General features: G+C 42.1%; 16 protein-coding genes. 15 read left to right on the forward strand and 1 reads right to left on the reverse strand.

Going from position 1 to position 18,535, the window contains the following annotated elements:
- The 10 genes from B9T16_RS14365 to csx2 form a co-directional block, all read left to right on the forward strand.
- A partial coding sequence (locus B9T16_RS14365) for a translocation/assembly module TamB domain-containing protein (protein ID WP_410245086.1) occupies positions 1–1,950 on the forward strand: 1,950 nt, incomplete at its 5' end.
- 82 nt (positions 1,951–2,032) lie between these two features.
- On the forward strand, positions 2,033–2,521 hold the full coding sequence (locus B9T16_RS14370) for a hypothetical protein (protein WP_410245087.1): 489 nt from the start codon (positions 2,033–2,035) through the stop codon (positions 2,519–2,521).
- Between the two features lie 483 nt (positions 2,522–3,004).
- A complete protein-coding gene (locus B9T16_RS14375) occupies positions 3,005–3,169 on the forward strand; it encodes a hypothetical protein (protein ID WP_014275917.1) in 165 nt (54 codons plus the stop codon).
- 41 nt (positions 3,170–3,210) lie between these two features.
- On the forward strand, positions 3,211–5,520 hold the full coding sequence (gene cas10 / locus B9T16_RS14380; RefSeq protein ID WP_006619020.1) for a type III-A CRISPR-associated protein Cas10/Csm1: 2,310 nt from the start codon (positions 3,211–3,213) through the stop codon (positions 5,518–5,520).
- A gap of 53 nt (positions 5,521–5,573) precedes the next feature.
- Entirely contained in the window at positions 5,574–6,050 is a 477-nt protein-coding gene (gene csm2, locus B9T16_RS14385; RefSeq protein ID WP_006619021.1) for a type III-A CRISPR-associated protein Csm2, read from the forward strand.
- Positions 6,050–6,994 carry a type III-A CRISPR-associated RAMP protein Csm3 gene (gene csm3, locus B9T16_RS14390; RefSeq protein ID WP_006619022.1) on the forward strand — a complete coding sequence of 315 codons (945 nt, stop codon included), beginning with the start codon at positions 6,050–6,052 and terminating at the stop codon, positions 6,992–6,994. The genes csm2 and csm3 overlap by 1 nt, the downstream gene beginning before the upstream one ends.
- A 9-nt stretch (positions 6,995–7,003) precedes the next feature.
- Positions 7,004–8,044 (forward strand): type III-A CRISPR-associated RAMP protein Csm4, encoded by a 1,041-nt coding sequence (gene csm4, locus B9T16_RS14395; protein ID WP_006619023.1) that lies wholly within the window; start codon positions 7,004–7,006, stop codon positions 8,042–8,044.
- Positions 8,045–8,055: 11 nt separating this feature from the next.
- Positions 8,056–9,324 carry a type III-A CRISPR-associated RAMP protein Csm5 gene (gene csm5 / locus B9T16_RS14400; protein ID WP_410245088.1) on the forward strand — a complete coding sequence of 423 codons (1,269 nt, stop codon included), beginning with the start codon at positions 8,056–8,058 and terminating at the stop codon, positions 9,322–9,324.
- Between the two features lie 7 nt (positions 9,325–9,331).
- Positions 9,332–10,090 carry a CRISPR system precrRNA processing endoribonuclease RAMP protein Cas6 gene (cas6, locus tag B9T16_RS14405; RefSeq protein ID WP_410245089.1) on the forward strand — a complete coding sequence of 253 codons (759 nt, stop codon included), beginning with the start codon at positions 9,332–9,334 and terminating at the stop codon, positions 10,088–10,090.
- Between the two features lie 14 nt (positions 10,091–10,104).
- A complete protein-coding gene (gene csx2, locus B9T16_RS14410; RefSeq protein WP_006619026.1) occupies positions 10,105–11,382 on the forward strand; it encodes a TIGR02221 family CRISPR-associated protein in 1,278 nt (425 codons plus the stop codon).
- A gap of 419 nt (positions 11,383–11,801) precedes the next feature.
- Here csx2 and B9T16_RS14415 read toward each other — a convergent pair whose 3' ends face one another.
- Positions 11,802–11,978, reverse strand: a complete 177-nt coding sequence (locus B9T16_RS14415; protein WP_410223093.1) for a hypothetical protein — start codon at positions 11,976–11,978, stop codon at positions 11,802–11,804.
- On the opposite strand from B9T16_RS14415, the gene B9T16_RS14420 reads away from it, so the two are divergent.
- From B9T16_RS14420 to B9T16_RS14440, 5 genes are all read left to right on the forward strand, one after another.
- The gene (locus B9T16_RS14420; RefSeq protein WP_315670021.1) at positions 11,928–12,839 is read left to right on the forward strand and encodes a hypothetical protein; all 912 of its coding nucleotides are present in this window, start codon (positions 11,928–11,930) and stop codon (positions 12,837–12,839) included. The two genes, B9T16_RS14415 and B9T16_RS14420, sit on opposite strands and share 51 nt — an antisense overlap.
- Before the next feature lie 11 nt (positions 12,840–12,850).
- Positions 12,851–13,666, forward strand: a complete 816-nt coding sequence (locus B9T16_RS14425; protein WP_410245090.1) for a hypothetical protein — start codon at positions 12,851–12,853, stop codon at positions 13,664–13,666.
- A 24-nt stretch (positions 13,667–13,690) separates the two neighbouring features.
- On the forward strand, positions 13,691–14,590 hold the full coding sequence (locus B9T16_RS14430; RefSeq protein ID WP_006619029.1) for a hypothetical protein: 900 nt from the start codon (positions 13,691–13,693) through the stop codon (positions 14,588–14,590).
- A gap of 42 nt (positions 14,591–14,632) precedes the next feature.
- Positions 14,633–16,819 (forward strand): hypothetical protein, encoded by a 2,187-nt coding sequence (locus B9T16_RS14435; protein WP_410245091.1) that lies wholly within the window; start codon positions 14,633–14,635, stop codon positions 16,817–16,819.
- Between the two features lie 71 nt (positions 16,820–16,890).
- Positions 16,891–18,444 (forward strand): hypothetical protein, encoded by a 1,554-nt coding sequence (locus tag B9T16_RS14440; RefSeq protein WP_410245092.1) that lies wholly within the window; start codon positions 16,891–16,893, stop codon positions 18,442–18,444.
- The last annotated feature ends 91 nt before the right edge of the window (positions 18,445–18,535 follow it).

The following is an 18,535-nucleotide window of genomic DNA, read 5'->3' on the forward strand; positions in this document are numbered from 1 at the left end:
GGTGAGGACTGGACATGGGGCTCCTACCGAATTGATGAGTTAGGATTAGAGGCAAGTTTCGAGGATAATATAGTCCGGGTGTTACCGTTGAGAGTGCGTTACGGCGAGACATTGGTGGGATTTCAGGGACAACTAGATTTAGATGAGCAAATACCTTCGGGTCAGTTGCGGGTTAAGAATTTGCGCTTAGAAGCCATAGAAGAATTTTATGACATTCCCAATATTGCTTTGAGTGGACAGTTAAACCTGCGGGCTTTGTTCGCCGGGAGTTTAGATAATCCCCAAGCATCGGGGGAATTTACGGTACTTGAAGGATTATTTAATGATGAACCCCTGAAAGAGGCGCGGGGTAGTTTTAACTATAATAACGCCCGGTTTAATCTAGGTGGAACGGTGTTAGTTACGGAACAAGATCCTATAGAATATCGTGCATCAGTACCTTTTAGATTACCCTTTGCTAAGGTGAGACCAGAAAGTAATCTGGTCAGCGCTGAGGTGGAAATGCTGAATGAGGGATTCAAGATTATTAATTTACTCAATCCAGAAGTGACTTGGGTTGAGGGACAGGGTTTTGTACAAATGCGGGCGCGAGGAGTGCTAGAACAGGCTGATGATGGTTCAATTGAGAATATTGTGATCGAACCTGATGGGGTGTTGAAGCTGGAAGATGTGGTGTTGAGGCTCGCTAGTAATAACAGTTCGATTACGGGTTTATCGGGAACAGCAACTTTCCTGAGAAATCGCCTGCGGGTTAAGGGTATGGAAGGAGAATTATTCGGAGATACTGGGACGGGAAAGGTTTTTATCGATGGGGTATTGCCAATTTTTGAACCGATGAAACCGGAAGATCCAGATATTGACTCGCCCTTAAAAATGGTTCTGGAAAATTTAAAGTTAAATTTAGCCCTATTGTATCAGGGAGCAGCGGCGGGAGAAATTGTGATTGGTGGGACGGCTTTAAAACCGGGAATTGGTGGTGAGGTGGTGTTGTTTGATGGGACTGTAACTTTACCGGAAGCAGACCGACCCCCGGCTACGGATAACGGAGATAATCCAGAACTGCTAAATACTGGACCTGTAGAGGTTAGCTTGAATAATTTTACGTTGACTTTGGGAGAACATATTCAAGTGCGATCGGCTTCTATTACGCCTATTTTTGATGCGCCTGTGCTAAATTTTAACGCCAACGGCACAATTATAGTTAATGGAGATTTAGATAGTTTAGATAGTCTTCGCCCCCAGGGAACTATTGAATTGACGGGAGGTGCGGTGAATTTGTACACGAGTCGATTTCAGTTAGACCGGGGTTATCCTCAACGGGCTACTTTTGTTCCTGATAATGGACTTGACCCGATTTTGGATGTGCGACTGGTGACTAGGGTATCGGAAACGACTCCGGCTGTGGCTTCAACTTCTGCTTTTGAAACGGAACTTATGGAAGTACCTAGGGCTTCTCAATTTGGTACGGTACGCACTATTAGGGTAACTGCTTTGGCTCAGGGTCCGGCTTCTGAAATTAACGATATTCTGGAGTTACGCAGTTCACCACCGCGATCGGAAATTCAACTGTTAGCTTTGTTAGGAGGTAGTGCTATTGAAGGGGTAACGGGGGATACGACTTTAGTTTTGGCAAATATTGCTAGTGCGGGACTGTTTAATGAGATTCAACAGAATGTTATTGATGCTACTGGGTTGACTGAATTTCGCATTTATCCGGCGCGGGTGTCTCAGTCGCAGGAACGTTCGGGTTCGACGGCTTTGGGTTTGGGGCTAGAGGTGGGTTTGGATGTTGCTAATGATGTGTCGGTTTCGGTGAGTCGGGTTCTGGCGGCGAACCAGCCTACCCAGTTTAACCTCAACTATCGGGTTAATGACCGCTTGCTTTTGCGGGGCGCTACGAATTTTGGCAATGAAAGTGAGGTGAGGTTTGAGTATGAAACACGATTTTAGTAGGGGTTTTAACAGGGCTGAATTTGGCTAATGGCAATAATTAATCACCAGAAACACGACAATTTTTCAGGAGGAGTCATCTATGTATAACATGAATCAATCTATGCAAGTGGCTAAACAAGCCACCAGAGATATTGAAGGCTGGTTATCTGGTCTGCCGGAAACTGTGGCTATTGAAAATGTGGAAGACAACCGGGAATATCAAAGGGTTGATGTTGATTTGATTTGGATAACTAAAACTGGCTTCTATCAAGTGGAAATTAAGGGCGATCGCTACCACAAAACTGGTAATTTTTTTTGGGAAACTCACAGCAACAAGGAACGCAATACACCCGGTTGTTTTATTTACACAAAAGCAGATTGGGTGTTTTACTACTTCGTGACTCCTCGTGTGCTTTACCAATTACCTATGCCAGCCACCCGCGACTGGTTCCTTGAGAATATTAACCGTTTCCGCGAAAGGTCAACTACCACCAATGTGGGTAATAGCTATTATACCACGGTGGGGCGATTGGTTCCTATTAATGTGGTAATTTCTGAAGTTCCTCAAATTATCAAACATCAATTATAATAACTATCAATTAACAAATTTAACTAATTTTTGATAATCTAAATAAAATCAATTTATATGGTTTTTGTCGGTATTAGTCTAGTAAATATCTATAATTCGCTATGGTCTCCGGCTGAGTATATTTAAATTCTGGTAGGGAAGATGATAATTATGGAAGGGGGCCCTTCCAAAGATGGTTATACTAAAAGGGTTGAGTATTTCTGAACATCTGGAATTGAAGGGGCTCCCAAGTGGGGGCGATCGCCGCTGTAAATGGCTTCTACACAGAGATTAGAGGTAATTGATAAATTAAATTTTTCTAAATTTGCGTAAATTTATCGGTTGCTGCTGATAGGTAGATAGATGATCTCCCTAGACGATGGCCATCTCTAAGGGAGGATAACTGAAATGGGAGGATAACCTTTAGAAAAATTTACAGTCAAAAGCTACATTTTTGTTTAATAATAAGGGAATAGCCTATGGTGTTTAAGCATTAGGTTTAAGATGGTGGGAGTGTCTCACGGCAAGGGTTATAGTTATATTAACCCACATTTTGTAGCAGCCTTTTTTAGAACTTTCGCGAGGGGAGGGGCGATCGCCTCTGGGTCAAGGTGGCGGCGCGGAGGTGGTGGGATGCGATCGCGTTTTCTTTCATGCTTTGTATTTTGAGCAATATACAGTTAAGTTTTACTAAGTTTCACGATTGAGATATGGTTAATTCTACAGCCCCAAATATAATAGCTCTACAGGTAATTAGAGAAGCAGTTTGGCATCTAGCAAATTGGGCACAAGCCAAATGGCCTGATAATTTTAATGTCCCAGAAGAGAATCGGGCGATCGCTAGAGCCAAACAATTGTTATCTTGGACAGAGACAAGCCAGATTCAACCCTTACACCTCTTGTTTGATGCGGTGAATCTATCACAGCCACAATCTCATCGGCATTATGTACCCGCTATCGCCATTGAGGATAGCAACCCTAGAATTCCTTATCCTACAAATGAACCAGTTAAAGCCGAACAAATTGATGTTTTGCAACAAAACATTAGAGAAGCGATCGCCTATTTAAGACCAGAAGATTGGGACAACTTATCACTATTAACCTTGCTTTTAGAAAAGTTTGGGTCCTGTTTATCATTAGGAGTTGAAAATGTAGCTTTTTATGATTTGGTCAAATCAACTGCTGCGATCGCCGCGATTTTATCACATGATTATCAAGCATCAAAGATTAGCTTAATAGCGGGTGATTTGTCTGGAATTCAAGACTTTATCTATACAATTTCATCTGACGGAGCCTTAAAATCACTGAGAGCTAGAAGTTTTTATCTGGAATTAGTGACGGAAGAAGTGGCTCAACAACTGCTAATGAAATTAAATATACCTCGGACTAATATTATTTATGTTGGCGGTGGCAATTTATATTTATTAGCTCCCGAACAGAATAATGAAAATTTAGTTGAACCCATACGAGATATTTTCAATGAATGGCTAATTGATGAATTTCAAGGCAAAGTATTTTTAAGTCTAGGGTCTCAAAATTTTAATATCGAGGAAATTGGAACGGCTAAATTTGCTCAACAATGGGCAACTATTACTCAAAAATTGGCTCTGCAAAAAGCTCGGAAATTCGATCATCATTTGGATAATTTATTAGGGATTAAGGAAACCTATGAACCTTGTCGGGTTTGCCATCGAGATGATGAGGAAAACTTACAACCGCTTAACCATCAAGAAGCAGATTCGGTGTTAGCTTGTCCGACTTGTCGGCAGATGTTTCGCCTGGGAAGTGAACTTTTTAAAGTAGATGCGATCGTGCGATCGCCAGTTCGCAATAGTATGGCAAAATCCTTAGATAGCTTGCACATTAAGTTACCAGGACAGAGTATATATTATCACTTATTTCGAGGAAAGCAGCAAGTTCAAAATTTACAAGAATCGGAAACTGTTTTTTGGGTAAACAATTGGACAGTTGCCGACTATAAAAATTGTCACTCCGTTTCTTTATTACTCGGCAACTATGCTCAAAATAGCCAGGAAGAATATGGAACAATGACAGCCAATGAAATGGCAGATATGGCTAAAAAAGACGGTTGTATTCCCAGAGTTGGTTATTTGCGAATGGATGTAGACAAATTAGGGCAGATTTTTGCCAAAGGTTTAGGAAATGATCAAACCTTACCTCGGTTAGCTGGCTTATCGCGCCAAATGAGTTATTTTTTCAAAGTTTATTTGAATAGTCTGGCTCAATTTCGTCAGGAAAATTTACATAATACAGTGTTTCAGAGACTAACCGGAGAACGCCAAAATTTACTATTTATTTATGCTGGAGGAGATGATTTATTTGTGAGTGGTGCATGGCATGAAGTTGTGGAATTTGCTTTTGATGTTTATCAGTGCTTTCGCGCTTATACAGGGCATCACCCAGACATCACCCTTTCTGGTGGTATTAGCTTGTCAGTTGCTAAATTTCCTCTCTACCAAGCCGCAGAAGAATCTGGACAAGCAGAAGATAAAGCTAAAGCAAATGGTCGAGACAGCTTGGGATTATTTGGTAGTGTATTTAAATGGGATGAGTGGTTGGGAACTGAACTAACAAATTTGCCAAATATGCCACGGAGTCCTCATAATTACTTGAAAACGAAGGAATTGCAAACTTATCTTGCTAACGAAATATCACCGAGTCTTTGGGGAGTTATGCCATTTGTTAAACAATTGCATCAATCTCTGGAAATCAATTATTCTCGAAGTTTTATAAGGAATCTCTTGGCAACAGCAGAACTTCAGGATAAAATGATAAAAGAAGCTGCCAGAAAACCCCAGGAGTATCAGTGGGATGTCCGTTACTTCCTGCACTTGCCCAAAATTGCTTATACTTTAGCAAGGCTACCAAATCATGTTCGTAATCATCCTAATTTTGAACCAATTCGTACTTCTCTAAAAAACCCCTATAATGCCCCCTACTTTCGAGCGATCGCTACCTGGCTAGAGATGCTTAACCGTTCTTCAATTAACAGTGAATAAAAACCCGCCTTCTTAGTCAGACCTTGCTTCTCATATAAAAACCGGAAATTATTATGACTCCCAATCAACCGAGACACAATTCAACACCTCAATCAGCATCATCCCCAACTCCGGATCGAGAGATAATTAAAGCTATTCACAAGTTGAAACAGGACAAGAAAAATGGGACTCTCAAAGATTACCCAATTCGAGATCTGGTTAAACACGCTGAGATTTTCGGGCCTTATCTCAAAAACAAGAGGTTAGAGACCAATCAGATCCGCAAGTTTTTGGATGCCATTAATCGTTTGAAAGCCAAACTGGCTCAAACTGAAGCAAATCAGAATCAGCTTTTTGCCGAAATTGAACCGGAAATTGTACTTCTCAAACCCAAGTTAGCTTATGCAGCAGCCAGACAAGAGGCAGCCAAACCTTTGAGTGATGTTATGTCTGCTGCTATCGATCATGTACATTCTTTAGAAGATTTTGAACGCTTAGTTCAATTAATCGAGTCCATTATTGCTTATCATAAAGCCGAAGGAGGAAAATAATGACAGTTATTGAAAGACCTCAAACCCCCCTAGTTGGAAAGTTAAAAATTACGGGAACTCTGATTGTTGAAACGGGACTGCATATCGGTGGTGGCGGAGAAACATTGGAAATTGGAGGACTGGATAAACCTGTGATTCGCGATCCGGTGAGTCAATATCCATATTTGCCTGGTTCTTCGATTAAAGGTAAACTTCGAGCCATTTTAGAAAGATGGCTTAATAAACCTTTAAATCGAGGGGGAGGAAGCGGAACATACCGTTATGAAAGTGATGATCTAGAGAGTGGCTATACAGAGATTCAAGCGGATCAGTATGTTGAATATGAAGGCGCAAAAACCTGTGAAGTTAGCCGTCTCTTTGGCTCCACTGGTGGTTCTAAGTGTTGGATTCCTAGCGATATTGCTCAGTCACAGGAATTAGGTGGTCAGGGAAATAAAACCATTAATGGTGTATCTCATACGAAGATTAAAGGCAGAAATTGTCCGGCTCGCTTGATTGTTCGGGATTGCCATTTAACTCCCGAATCAGCAGAGCAACTTCGTAACATTGACACTGGGTTGTATATGACTGAGTGGAAGTTTGAGAATGGATTAGATCGGGTGACAGCAGCGGCTAACCCCAGACAATTAGAGCGAGTCCCAGCCGGAGCGAAATTTACTTTTGAAATGGTTTATACCGTTGAGGATGAAAATCAGGCGATTAAAGATGTCAAAAACTTAGCGATCGCTCTGTCAATTTTAGAAGATGATGCCTTGGGGGGACATGGTTCTAGGGGTTACGGAAAAGTGAAATTTGAGAATTTTAATTTTGAGTACCGTGATGCCAAACAATACGAAAATATTGCCAGTGGTGGCGGTACTTCTATTAACTTCCCATCCCTCAAAAATACGGCTGAATTTTTAAGCAGATTTAGCGAAATTCAATCTCAGTTACCAGGCAGTTAAACCTAGATTATGAGCAACTACAAGCGAGTTAGCCTGAATTTCGGACAACACTCTACCCATTTTGGTGAAGTCGGAATTGGAGTTGAAGAAACGAGCGAACGGGTGCGTTCTGATACATTATTTAGTGCGCTGATTATTTCCTATGCTCGGTTGTTTGGAAAAGATGCCGTTGAAGATTTACTGCAATCTTTTGAATCATCGCCTCCTTTTCGGGTCAGCTCAACATTTATTTACTCTGAGGATGGTCAGAAAAGGATTGACTACTTACCAAAACCTCTCAAATTTCCGCGCGGGTATCCAGTAGGAAATGATTTAGAATTTACCAAGACTTACAAAAAAATTCACTACTTACCTCTGGATATTTGGCAACGCTGGTATCAAGGTAGTGGTTTTACGGGGACCGATCGCACCGAATTGATTGATTATACTAACCAGGCTAACAGTTCTGGTAATCTCAAAAATTCGGGAATTTTTGACTATAGCCAAGCCTATCAAATCCATAAAACTCCCAAAGTAGCGATCGACCGACAAACTCGGGCGACTAATTTCTATCATACTGGTTTTGTACAATTTAATAAGTCCTGTGGATTGTACTTTTTAATAGATTTAGTTAACGTCGATAAAGACTTAGAAAATAGACTTTTTGCCGCCTTAAATTTATTGGGGGATGAAGGCTTAGGCGGTGAGCGTTCCAGTGGCGCAGGACAATTTAAACCCACTTGGTCAGAGCTATCTGATACATGGAAAAAGTTGCTTAACTGTCCTCAAGCAACCGACTACAGTTTAATCAGTTTGCTTTGGGAAAATCCGATTTCGGATATAGTCCATAATGATAGAGCTAGTTATGGAATACTGGAACGAGGGGGATGGATTTCCTCTCCCTTTTCTGGGCGACAACTGCGACGTAAAAAAGTGCGAATGTTTGTCGAAGGCTCGGTATTTCCAATGCCTACTAACGGACAATTAGCGGATGTAACTCCCTACCAATTTCAAAAATTACATAAAGTGTATCGGAGTGGAATTGGTTTTAGCTTGCCTATTATCCTATAACAACAATAGTCATGGTTTCAGCTTTGAATATTTCCAAGCCTCAAGTTTATGAAACTAGAACAATTCAGTTATCGAGTCCGCTTTTACACATTGGCTCTGCGGTGTCTCGGCTCAACCCATTTGAATATGTTCAAACCAGTCAAAGAGTCTATCTTCCAGATCAAGAAGCTCTGGCTAGAGCGTTGTCAAATCGAGGAAAATTGCATGATTATATCGGTGCGATAGAGCATCGACAAGAAATTCTCAGTATTCTGGAATCAGCTTTTGGTAAAAATTGGCAAAATGCTGAAGATATTTTGGGAAATCCTATTTTTCCACTAGGAGCAATTGACAGGAAATGGACTGATGAAAAAGTAACTGATTTACGGCCCATGATTCGTAATGGATTCGGACAGCTTTACATTCCCGGCAGCTCAATTAAAGGTGCCATTAGAACAGCGATCGCTTATTACTTACTCAAAAATGCTGATCAGTACGGAGTTCCTAATTCTAACCGAGTGAGTGCGATCGAGGAACGACTGAGGCAGCAGTTAGATAATGACCACTTGAAAAGACAACAAAAGTGGGCAGACGATGAGCTATTCATGGATAGTTTATTTGCGGATTTCTCATTAAATTATCAGGGTAAATCAATGGCAGAGCGTACCGGGCCTAATACTGATATTATGCGAGCTGTTCAAGTCACTGATTCTCAACCTCTAATTGAAAGAAAAGTGACGATTAACAACAGACAAGTTACTTTTAACATTCCCGTTGTAGCTGAAATTCTGGTTTCTAGTCATTTTGAAAATGAGAATGCTAAATACAAAGCTTCTATTTATGCAGAAGTTGTCCGAAATGTTAAAACCAAGTTTACTTTGTCCTTAGATACGGAAATGTTATCCTGGTTTCAACACAAAAGAGGCATGAAAATTCCTTTTAAATCCGTTGATGAATTGCTGAAAATTTGCCAAAGTTTTGCTCAAGAACAGTGGGATGGAGAACATGATTACTGGAGCATGGTTAAAAACCAAAAGCATCAAGGTAAAAATCTTGATTTCACAGCGATTAGAGATTTTTATGAACCAGAAAGATGCCCTTATCATTTGCGAATAGGTTGGGCTAGTGGGATGACCGGAACAACCGTAGGATGGCTATTTGCAGATGATTTGAGAGCAAAAATTAGAGATACTTGTGGGATAAAAGCTCCCAACTTTGAAGCTCCCAAATCTCGTCGTACTGTGGTCGATCCTCAAGGCAATATTAAATATGTCCCGGGGTGGGTAAAGTTTCGAGGATAATTAATTAATGCTGATTCGTTCAACTTGGACATTGACTGTTTGTGAACCGATAACACTTCCTAGGTCTTACGGCTTGGAGTTGGTTAAACAACTTCATCATCAATTGGAGTTAGGAATTGGTCTCAATATGATCCCTGACACTAGCTTTTCTAGCATCAGGGGACGGTACTTGGGGGCTGGAGATTTCATTACATTTCAACCTGAAGAGTTTTATCAGCTAACCTTTTCTGGTTTGCAAGAAAAAAGTTCTAAAGCGATCGCATCTCTTGATTTATCTGGTGGTTTAGAATTTTTAGGATTTAAATTTAAAGTTACCGATCGCCAAGATAATATCACAAGTTACGAACAACTTTACACCACCTTAGTAGCTAATGAACCGGAGCCAATTTTCGAGTCTAACCTCAAGTTTACAACTCCCACCGCTTTCGCCCAAAAATCGATAAAGCTCCCCCTTCCAGTTCCCGGACTGATGTTTCGGAGTTGGCTGCAATCTTGGAATAATTTTGCTCCGATTTATTTGGGTAGTGGAGAATTGATTACTTATTTATCAAATGCGATCGCTCTGAAACGTCATCGAATTTCTACTCAGTTATGTAGAATTGGGAAAGACTCAGTTAATGGATTTGTTGGTGAAATCACCTTAAAGGCATTGTACAAAACCGACCCCCTACTGGTCAATGTCGCGAATTTGTTGGTTCAATATTCTGAGTTTTCAGGAACTGGAATTAAGACAAGATTGGGAATGGGTCATACCGAAACTTATTAAAGGATTAATTAATCATGAGAACCGCCATCACCAAAATCATTTCTTTTCTGGGATTCAACTCTTACGAAGTTACCACATATAAACATCCTACTCAGTCAATCCATTTGACCACAAAATACTACCAAGAGGCTTTGGCTGAATTTTATCAGCCCCAGAAAATATATATTTTCTTGACTCCAACAGTTGAAACCAAATGTCCTGGTAGGGGAGACCAGAAAGAAGATCGCTCAAATTGGCATCAACTTGAAGAAATATTGGCACAAAAGTTTCCTGATATTGAGATTGTCCCAGTCAAAAACATTCCTGAGCGGAATAGTCCAGAAGATATCTGGACAATTTTCAATAAAGTTAATGAATGTTTGGAAGATGGCGATCGCGTAATTTTTGATATTACTCATTCATTTCGCTCTGTGCCAATTGTTGCGCTTTTGGCAGTTAGTTATTTTCGAGTGGTGCGAAATATTACCATCGAAGGTTTGCTTTATGGTGCATTTGAAGCTAAGGAGAATGGCATTACCCCCACCTTTGACCTTTTACCAGTAGTCCGCTTGTTTGACTGGCTTACAGCAACGGATCAGTTTCTGAAAACTGGGAATGGTGAAGACTTGGCGAAATTGTTGCAAGAGGCAGAGGGTCATACTCAAGCATTGGGCGATCGCATTTTAGAAATTTCTCAAGGTTTGCAATTATTGCGTCCCATGGATGTCATGACCGCCGCCGCAGCTTTACCGGAAAGTATTGAACAAGGTAAACCAGACTTAGCACGAGTTGTGCCACCTTTTGAACTATTATTAAATCGTGTTGTGAGTGAGTATGGTCAATTTGCTTTAGCTGAACCGAAAAACTATCAAGTCAATGGCAAAGCTGCATTACAGAAACAGTTTTTTGAGATTGAGTGGTATGCAAAGAAGGGTCTATATGTCCAAGCTATATCACTAGGACGGGAATGGCTACCTTCTCTCCTCTGTTATAATTTTGAACTCGATCCAATGGATAAACAAGCACGGGAAGAAATGGAAATCCTTTGTTGTGGTGGTAAAGTGGGAGAGCGTGAGTCAATTTACCGCAGTCAATATAAAGAGATTGAAGAATCTAAGCGTAAGATGATCAATCAATTATGGAATAATCCCCCTTGTAAGTTGGCTAATTTACGCAATGATGTTCTTCATTCTGGTTTCCGTAAAGATCCGAAAAGTGTTGAAGATATCAAACAAACATTACAAAAAATTGTCGAAGACCTGAAAAAAATTGCTCAGGTATGGGGTGTATTTGATGAAGAGTATAAAAGCTAAATTTTAATAGTTAGCCTGTCATTCATTCGTCCAAACCCAGAGCCAAATATGCTTCACAAGTAAAAGTTGAGCCAGATCCGGTATGAAAATCAGTAATTGAAAACAATCAACATGAGACTGGCAATTTCGGAAACTTGGCGAACTATCAGTTAGTCACATCGAACGGGCCCCCAAGTAGGGGCGATCGCCGCTGTAAATGGCTTCTACACAGAGATTAGAGGTAATTGATCAATTAAATTTTTCTAAATTTGCGTAAATTTAGTGGTTGTCCCTGATAGGTAGATAGATGATCAGCCCACCGGATGGCCATCTCTAACTGAGGATAACTGCAATCGGAGGATAACCTTTAGAAAAGTTTACAGTCCCAAGATAGATTCCAGTAGATTTGTGTTTGATAATAAGGGGATACCATTAGGCCTTTAAGCATTAGGTTTAATATAGTGAAAGTGCCTCACTGTAAGGGTTGTAGATTCTATTAACCCACATTTTGTAGCACCCTTTTTTAGAACTTTCGCGGGGGGAGGGGCGATCGCCTCTGGGTCAAGGTGGCGGCGCGGAGGTGGTGGGATGCGATCGCCAACTGGAAGTCTCGCCATAGACTCACCCAGAACCGACTTACCCAGAACCGACTTACCCAGAACCAATTTACCCGACCACCATGTTTAGACCTTTTTATTGGAACTTTTCCTATGGGCGTTATCTATATCGGCGATCGCAATACGGGCAAAACTTCCCTAGTGCTGGAACTGGCTCATCCCAGCAGCCAGTTCGTCAAAGTCACCGATCCCCTTTACAATCAGCTTAAAGCCCTTCTGTATAATGACCAGGAGGGAAAAACCATGGCTACCGATGCCAGCCAGGCTACCTACGATCGCCAACTGGAGATCGAAGTGACCCTGCCCAGCCGACCCAAAAACATCTATACCGAATGGATAGATACACCAGGGGAAATATGGCGATCGACTTGGAAAAACGACAACCCCGACGAGTGGAGAAAATTTTTGAAAACCGCTCACAGCAGTCAAGGCGTGTGCCTAATCCTGTCCCCCTACCGGGAAATTATCCGCCAGGGGGATGGCATCATTCAGGAAGACTTTATCACCCGCAAACAATGGATTCAACGATTTGAGCGGTGGGTAAAATTTTTCCGCCAAGACTGTCGCCAAGCCAAACATCTGGTTCTGTGCCTGAACAAAGCCGACCTGATCCGAGGCATCGACCTGAAAGAAGAAGCCCGAAAACTAGCTTATCATCCCGTGGATGCCGAGATGAACTGGATGCAACGCAACGACTACGTTTTCAAAAGGTTTTTCGGTCCCCTACAATCCCACATCGCCGAACTCAACCAATATACCTCCGGTTTATCGGTGAGATGTTTCATCACTAGCATTTACAGCCGGGAACTGGTGGAACTTCCTTGGATTTATCTGGGCACTTATCTTAGTAGTAACCAATAAAGGAGTCAGCTATGGGCAACATTTGCGTAATCGGCCCCAGGGCATCTGGAAAAACCACCTATCTCGCCGGACTCAGCCAGTTTCCTGAGTATCAGGGTTCCCGTAGCCAATACAGCATCGAACCCCTCAACGACGAGACTTACAGGCTGGCCGAAGATGCCGAACAGACAATTTGCAAAGGGTTAGCGGTTGAACCGACTGTGCTAGGCGATCGCATCAGAAGTGTCGATGACCTTCCCGACTACTCCTTTAAAATCGAAGTGAAACCGGGATTCCTCAAACCCAAAATCGATATCCAACTCACAGTTCGCGACTACCCCGGGGAAGTGTTCGATAAAATTCTCCAGCCTTCCCAAGACCCGATTCTCGAGGAATTTATCGACGAATGTTTTAGGGCGGACGTGGATGGTTGTTTGCTGTTGTTTACCGAGTGGGAAAGCAGCCGAGATAGTTTTTATAGCCGATTGATCAAGCAATTTGTAAAAATTATGGACGAACACGATCGCCTAGATAACTATCGCCTAGCCGTAGCCATGAGTAAATGCGAACGGGGGGAAATTTGGCCGGGACGACTCGACCCGGAAACCGACCTATTTGGCATTTACTTGAAAAAAACCCTCACAACCCTCAAAAAAAACATTCCTCCCCAAAACTTGCGGTTTTTCGGGATGTCAACCTTCGGCGTGTTGGGACGGTCTGACCCTCGCCCCAACCGGGCGGATGCTGGGGGAACTGACGGACGAGTCTCGATTTTACGGGAGCAAAACCGGTGGCAACCTTACAATTTAGTTGAACCGTTGTGTTGGTTAAGTACCGGCAAAATCTGAACTTGAAGAGTGAGTGAGTCGATCATGCTATTTGACAACAAAACCAACTCGAAATCATTATCCATCAAAACCTTGGGCGGAGAGTCGGCGGTGCGAATTATCGGCGATCGCAGTTCCGGGAAAACCACTTATTTGGCATCCCTGGCTTACTGGCCCAACGCCAGCCCCGATAATCCCGTGCAAACCGTCTCCCCCCTTGGCGAAGACAGCGAGGAACTGGTAAACAAAGCCAGAGACATCCTAGAACAGGGATTATTACTCGAACCCACCAACCTCCACGATATCGACGCGGTGAAGGACTACACCCTCAGCATCACCCTCAAAGATCGCTTTTCCTGGTTGCGGGGGTCCGGAAAGATGGTGCAAATCAACGTCAGTTGTAAGGATTACAGCGGGGAGTTTTTCCGGGATTTGGTGCATAAAAGTGGCGATCCGATGCTGGATGATTACCTCGACGATTGCTGTTTGGCGACGGGGTTAATGGTACTCGTGGATGGAACCTCGCACCGCAAGGATAAGGAGTATTGCGCGGGGATCGAAAAACTGGTGGTGGAACTCGATCGCGCTGAGTTGAAGAACCAACATCGACGGATTGCCTTTGTGTTGACTAAGTGCGAACAGTCGGAGTTGTGGGTGAACCGCCACGAACCGAAAAAGTTAGCAAACATGAGATTTCCCAAACTCTCGGCCCAACTGGAAAGCTATTGCCAATTAAACCGGGTGGGGGTGGAGTATTTCACTACTTCCGCCTTTGGGATTTTGGGGAAACAGTACCCCGAACCCAACTCGAAACGGTTGAGGCGATCGCGTGATGGGACAACTTCCGTGATTAAAAAACCAAAACTCTGGCGGCCCTTTGGTTTAGTCGCCCCCGTTTACTGGCTTTGTACCGGAAAACGCCACCCGGAACTCGATCGCGACTAATGGGATTTTCCCAATGTCCTCATTTGCAATCCTTTCACAGCCATGACGATGATCTACATTCACGAATTTAGTACCGGAATTGAAGTGAAACGAACTCCCGGCGGCGGGTGGGAATCGGGGGGATTTACCGGAAAGTACATCAATTGTACCCGTGACATTCCCCAGCAGATATTAAATGCCATTTCCAGTGGCAAATTTTCCTTGTCAGAAGGGGGCCTCCCAGAGGAACCGGCGATAGTGGGGCGACAGGTCGGGGGATATTCGGTGGTAGCCGTCGTCAGCCGGGGACGGGACGATCGCGGGCGGAGTCTACCGCTATACCGCTATTTTTGGTGTGAGGGAAAGGACTATATCGAGGCAATTTTGCGATGGAAGGATAAGCTTCCCGTCTTCGATCCAGATAACAAACCCCCGTCAACCGGACACCGTTTAAACCCTGATTCACAGACTGTTCAATTAGATAAATTTAGAGAATATTTACACGACTCATCACCAACCATCGTTATTAGCCCTAAAAAACGCTGTCAACCGTTGATATTAAACGCGATCGCGAAAGAGAGAGCGAAAAAACAAGGCGAGGACTATTCTTGGGCTTATAATGTTGCTGCCTTAGAAAATCCCTGGTATTTCCAAGTAATTTATCCCGCCAGTTCCGAAGCGCAAGACCTTTTCAAGGAAGTTTTAGCCCGTCGTCCCCGTGATTCCGTATTTATCTCTGGGGAAGGGGAGATTAAAACCGCGATCAAAGCCATCATCAAAGGTCGCGTCAAACCCGAACACATCAACAACTTGGAAAGCGCTTTAGCCAACCCCAAAGTTGATGATAAATTTTGGAACAAACTCTTAGATGGTCAAGCAGCATCCAAAGCCTACAAAGACAAAATATACTCCGAAACGATGGTTATGCTGTTGACCTTAAAAGCCATACTCATACCGAAATTCTTGCCCGACTTTTTGATGTGGATGCAAACCGCCCCCAAACCGGATGACTGTTGGGAATCTTGCCACAAATTGCAGGCATCGATTCTCGCAGAGTACAAAAAGAATATCTACGGCTTGCCATTTCTGACTCGAAATGTTAAGGACGGAATTTATAGTCTTCTCTCCCGCTTAATCACAACACCAAAATCATCCCAATCCGGCAGCAAAATTAAACATAAACTCCGTGGTTTAGTGCATTCCAAAGTTGATATCCCACAACTTGTTAAAGCGACTCAATCCTTACTCAATGAAAAGGATGGGTTGTGGTCGCAGATTTACCGCGTGTGTTTCGCCAAGGACTTGGCAGATGCTCTCACCCAAATACCAGATTTATGGCAACCAGGAATCATCACAGATTACTCGGAAGAAAAGGCAGAATTCTTAACACATTTACAGCCTTTTTGGAAATATCCTGGCAAAACTGACAAGAAATATTTACCCTTAGCTCAATTGTTTGAAGAACTAAGTTTTTCACATGCCGCCATTTTTTATCAAATCTCAACGGGTAACGTTCCTCAAAATATATTTAACCAAGTATCTCCCAAAAGGGGTGTTAAAAAAGGTACGCTATTCGAGATGACGCTAATTCGCCAAAAAGGATGGAGCGACCATCTTGATTCGGCTTTAGATGCGGGGATTGATTTTGTCACAGAAAATTTAAGATTGATTAGAAGAGGGATGGTAATAGGTTTATTATTAGTAGGTGGAATAGGATTGACAACAAGAGGGATTATAAGTTGGAAATCACATCAGTCTAACAAGGCTTTGGAGGCAAGGATGGACGAGAAAATAGCCACTGTCACGGCTGAATCAAAATCTGCACAGGCATCAACAACAGACACCAATAACCAAGAGGCTTTGACGGACATTAGTGATGAAAATAAAGGACGTTTTGATAGAACAAATGAGGCAATAAAGGCAATGACTACTAATTTAACTCCTGACATAACTCAACTAGAAACTGAGGATAAAAATAGAATAGGTATTCGCGAGGATGTACATAATAATAAAGAGTATATAGTTTTATTTTGTGTCAGAAAAATATTAGGACTCGACCAAAACTTACAATATGGAGACATCGGTAAAGATAACGAAAGATGGCAAGAATTTAGTGACGCAATTAGGAAGTATCAGGAAGCCAAAGGAGCAAATACTCCTGATGGCGTGATTGATGAAGGTGGTCGAACACAAAAATGGTTGGAGGAAGATATCAGAAATCAATGCTTAAACCCCCCAGATGGAGGCTAAAATATGTTAATGATTTTACAGACAGGATGCCTGTGCTATGGGGTTCGATTGGTTAACGGAAACAGTATATTATGACACTCTCTGTTTATATGCCTGAGTCGCCATTTGATTTGGATAAAAATGAGATTAAAAAGGCGGTCAAAGCTATCATGAATGGCCGCATAAAGCCCGAACACATAAACAACTTGGAAATCGCTTTATTTTATCCCCAAATGGATGATAAATCTTGGCATCAGATTTTAGATGGTCGAGGAGCATCCAAAGCCTATCAAGACAAAATATACTCCGAACCGATGGTTATGCTGTTGACCTTAAAAGCCATACTCATACCGAAATTCTTGCCCGACTTTTTGATGTGGATGCAAACCGCCCCCAAACCGGATGACTGTTGGGAATCTTGCCACAAATTGCAGGCATCGATTCTCGCAGAGTACAAAAAGAACACCCCCAGCTTGCCATTTCTGCCTCGAAATATTAATGACGGAATTTATAGTCTTCTCTCCCGCTTAATCACAACACCAAAATCATCCCCATTGGACAGCAAAATTCAACATAAACTCCGTGGTTTAGTGCATGACAAAGTTGATATCCCACAACTTGTTAAAGCGACTCAATCCTTACTCAATGAAAAGGATGGGTTGTGGTCGCTGGTTTACCGCGTGTATTTCGCCAAGGACTTGGCAGATGCTCTCAGCCAAATACCAGATTTATGCGAACCAGGAATCATCACAGATTACTCGGAAGAAAAGGCAGAATTCTTAACACATTTACAGCCTTTTTGGAAATATCCCCGCAAAACTGACAAGAAATATTTACCCTTAGCTCAATTGTTTGAAGAACTAAGTTTTCCACATGCCGCCATTTTTTATCAAATCTCAACGGGTAACGTTCCTCAAAATATATTTAACCAAGTATCTCCCAAAAGGGGTGTTAAAAAAGGTACGCTATTCGAGATGACGCTAATTCGCCAAAAAGGATGGGGCGACCATCTTGATTCGGCTTTAGATGCGGGGATTGATTTTGTCAGAGAAAATTTAAGATTGATTATAACAGGGATGGTAATAGGTTTATTATTAGTAGGTGGAATAGGATTGACAACAAGAGGGATTATAAGTTGGAAATCACATCAGTCTAACAAGGCTTTGGAGGCAAGGATGGACGAGAAAATAGCCACTGTCACGGCTGAATCAAAATCTCAACAAACATCAAAAACAGACACGAATAACCCAGAGACTTTGACGGACATTAGTGATGAAAATAAAGGACGTTTTGATAGAACAAATGAGGCAATAAAGGCAATGACTACTAATTTAACTCCTGACATAACTCAACTAGAAACTGAGGATAAAAATAGAATAGGTATTCGCGAGGATGTACATAATAATAAAGAGTATATAGTTTTATTTTGTGTCAGAAAAATATTAGAACTCGACCAAAACTTACCATATGGAGACATCGGTAAATATAACGAAAGATGGCAAGAATTTAGTGACGCAATTAGGAAGTATCAGGAAGCCAAAGGAGCAAATACTCCTGATGGCGTGATTGATGAAGGTAGTCGAACACAAAAATGGTTGGAGGAAGATATCAGAAATCAATGCTTAAACCCCCCAGATGGAGGCTAAAATATGTTAATGATTTTACAGACAGGATGCCTGTGCTATGGGGTTCGATTGGTTAACGGAAAGGGTGCATTATGAGACTCTATTTCTATAT

The sequence above is a fragment of the Arthrospira sp. PCC 8006 genome (assembly GCF_046480465.1).
GTDB classification, from domain to species: Bacteria; Cyanobacteriota; Cyanobacteriia; order Cyanobacteriales; family Microcoleaceae; genus Limnospira; species Limnospira platensis.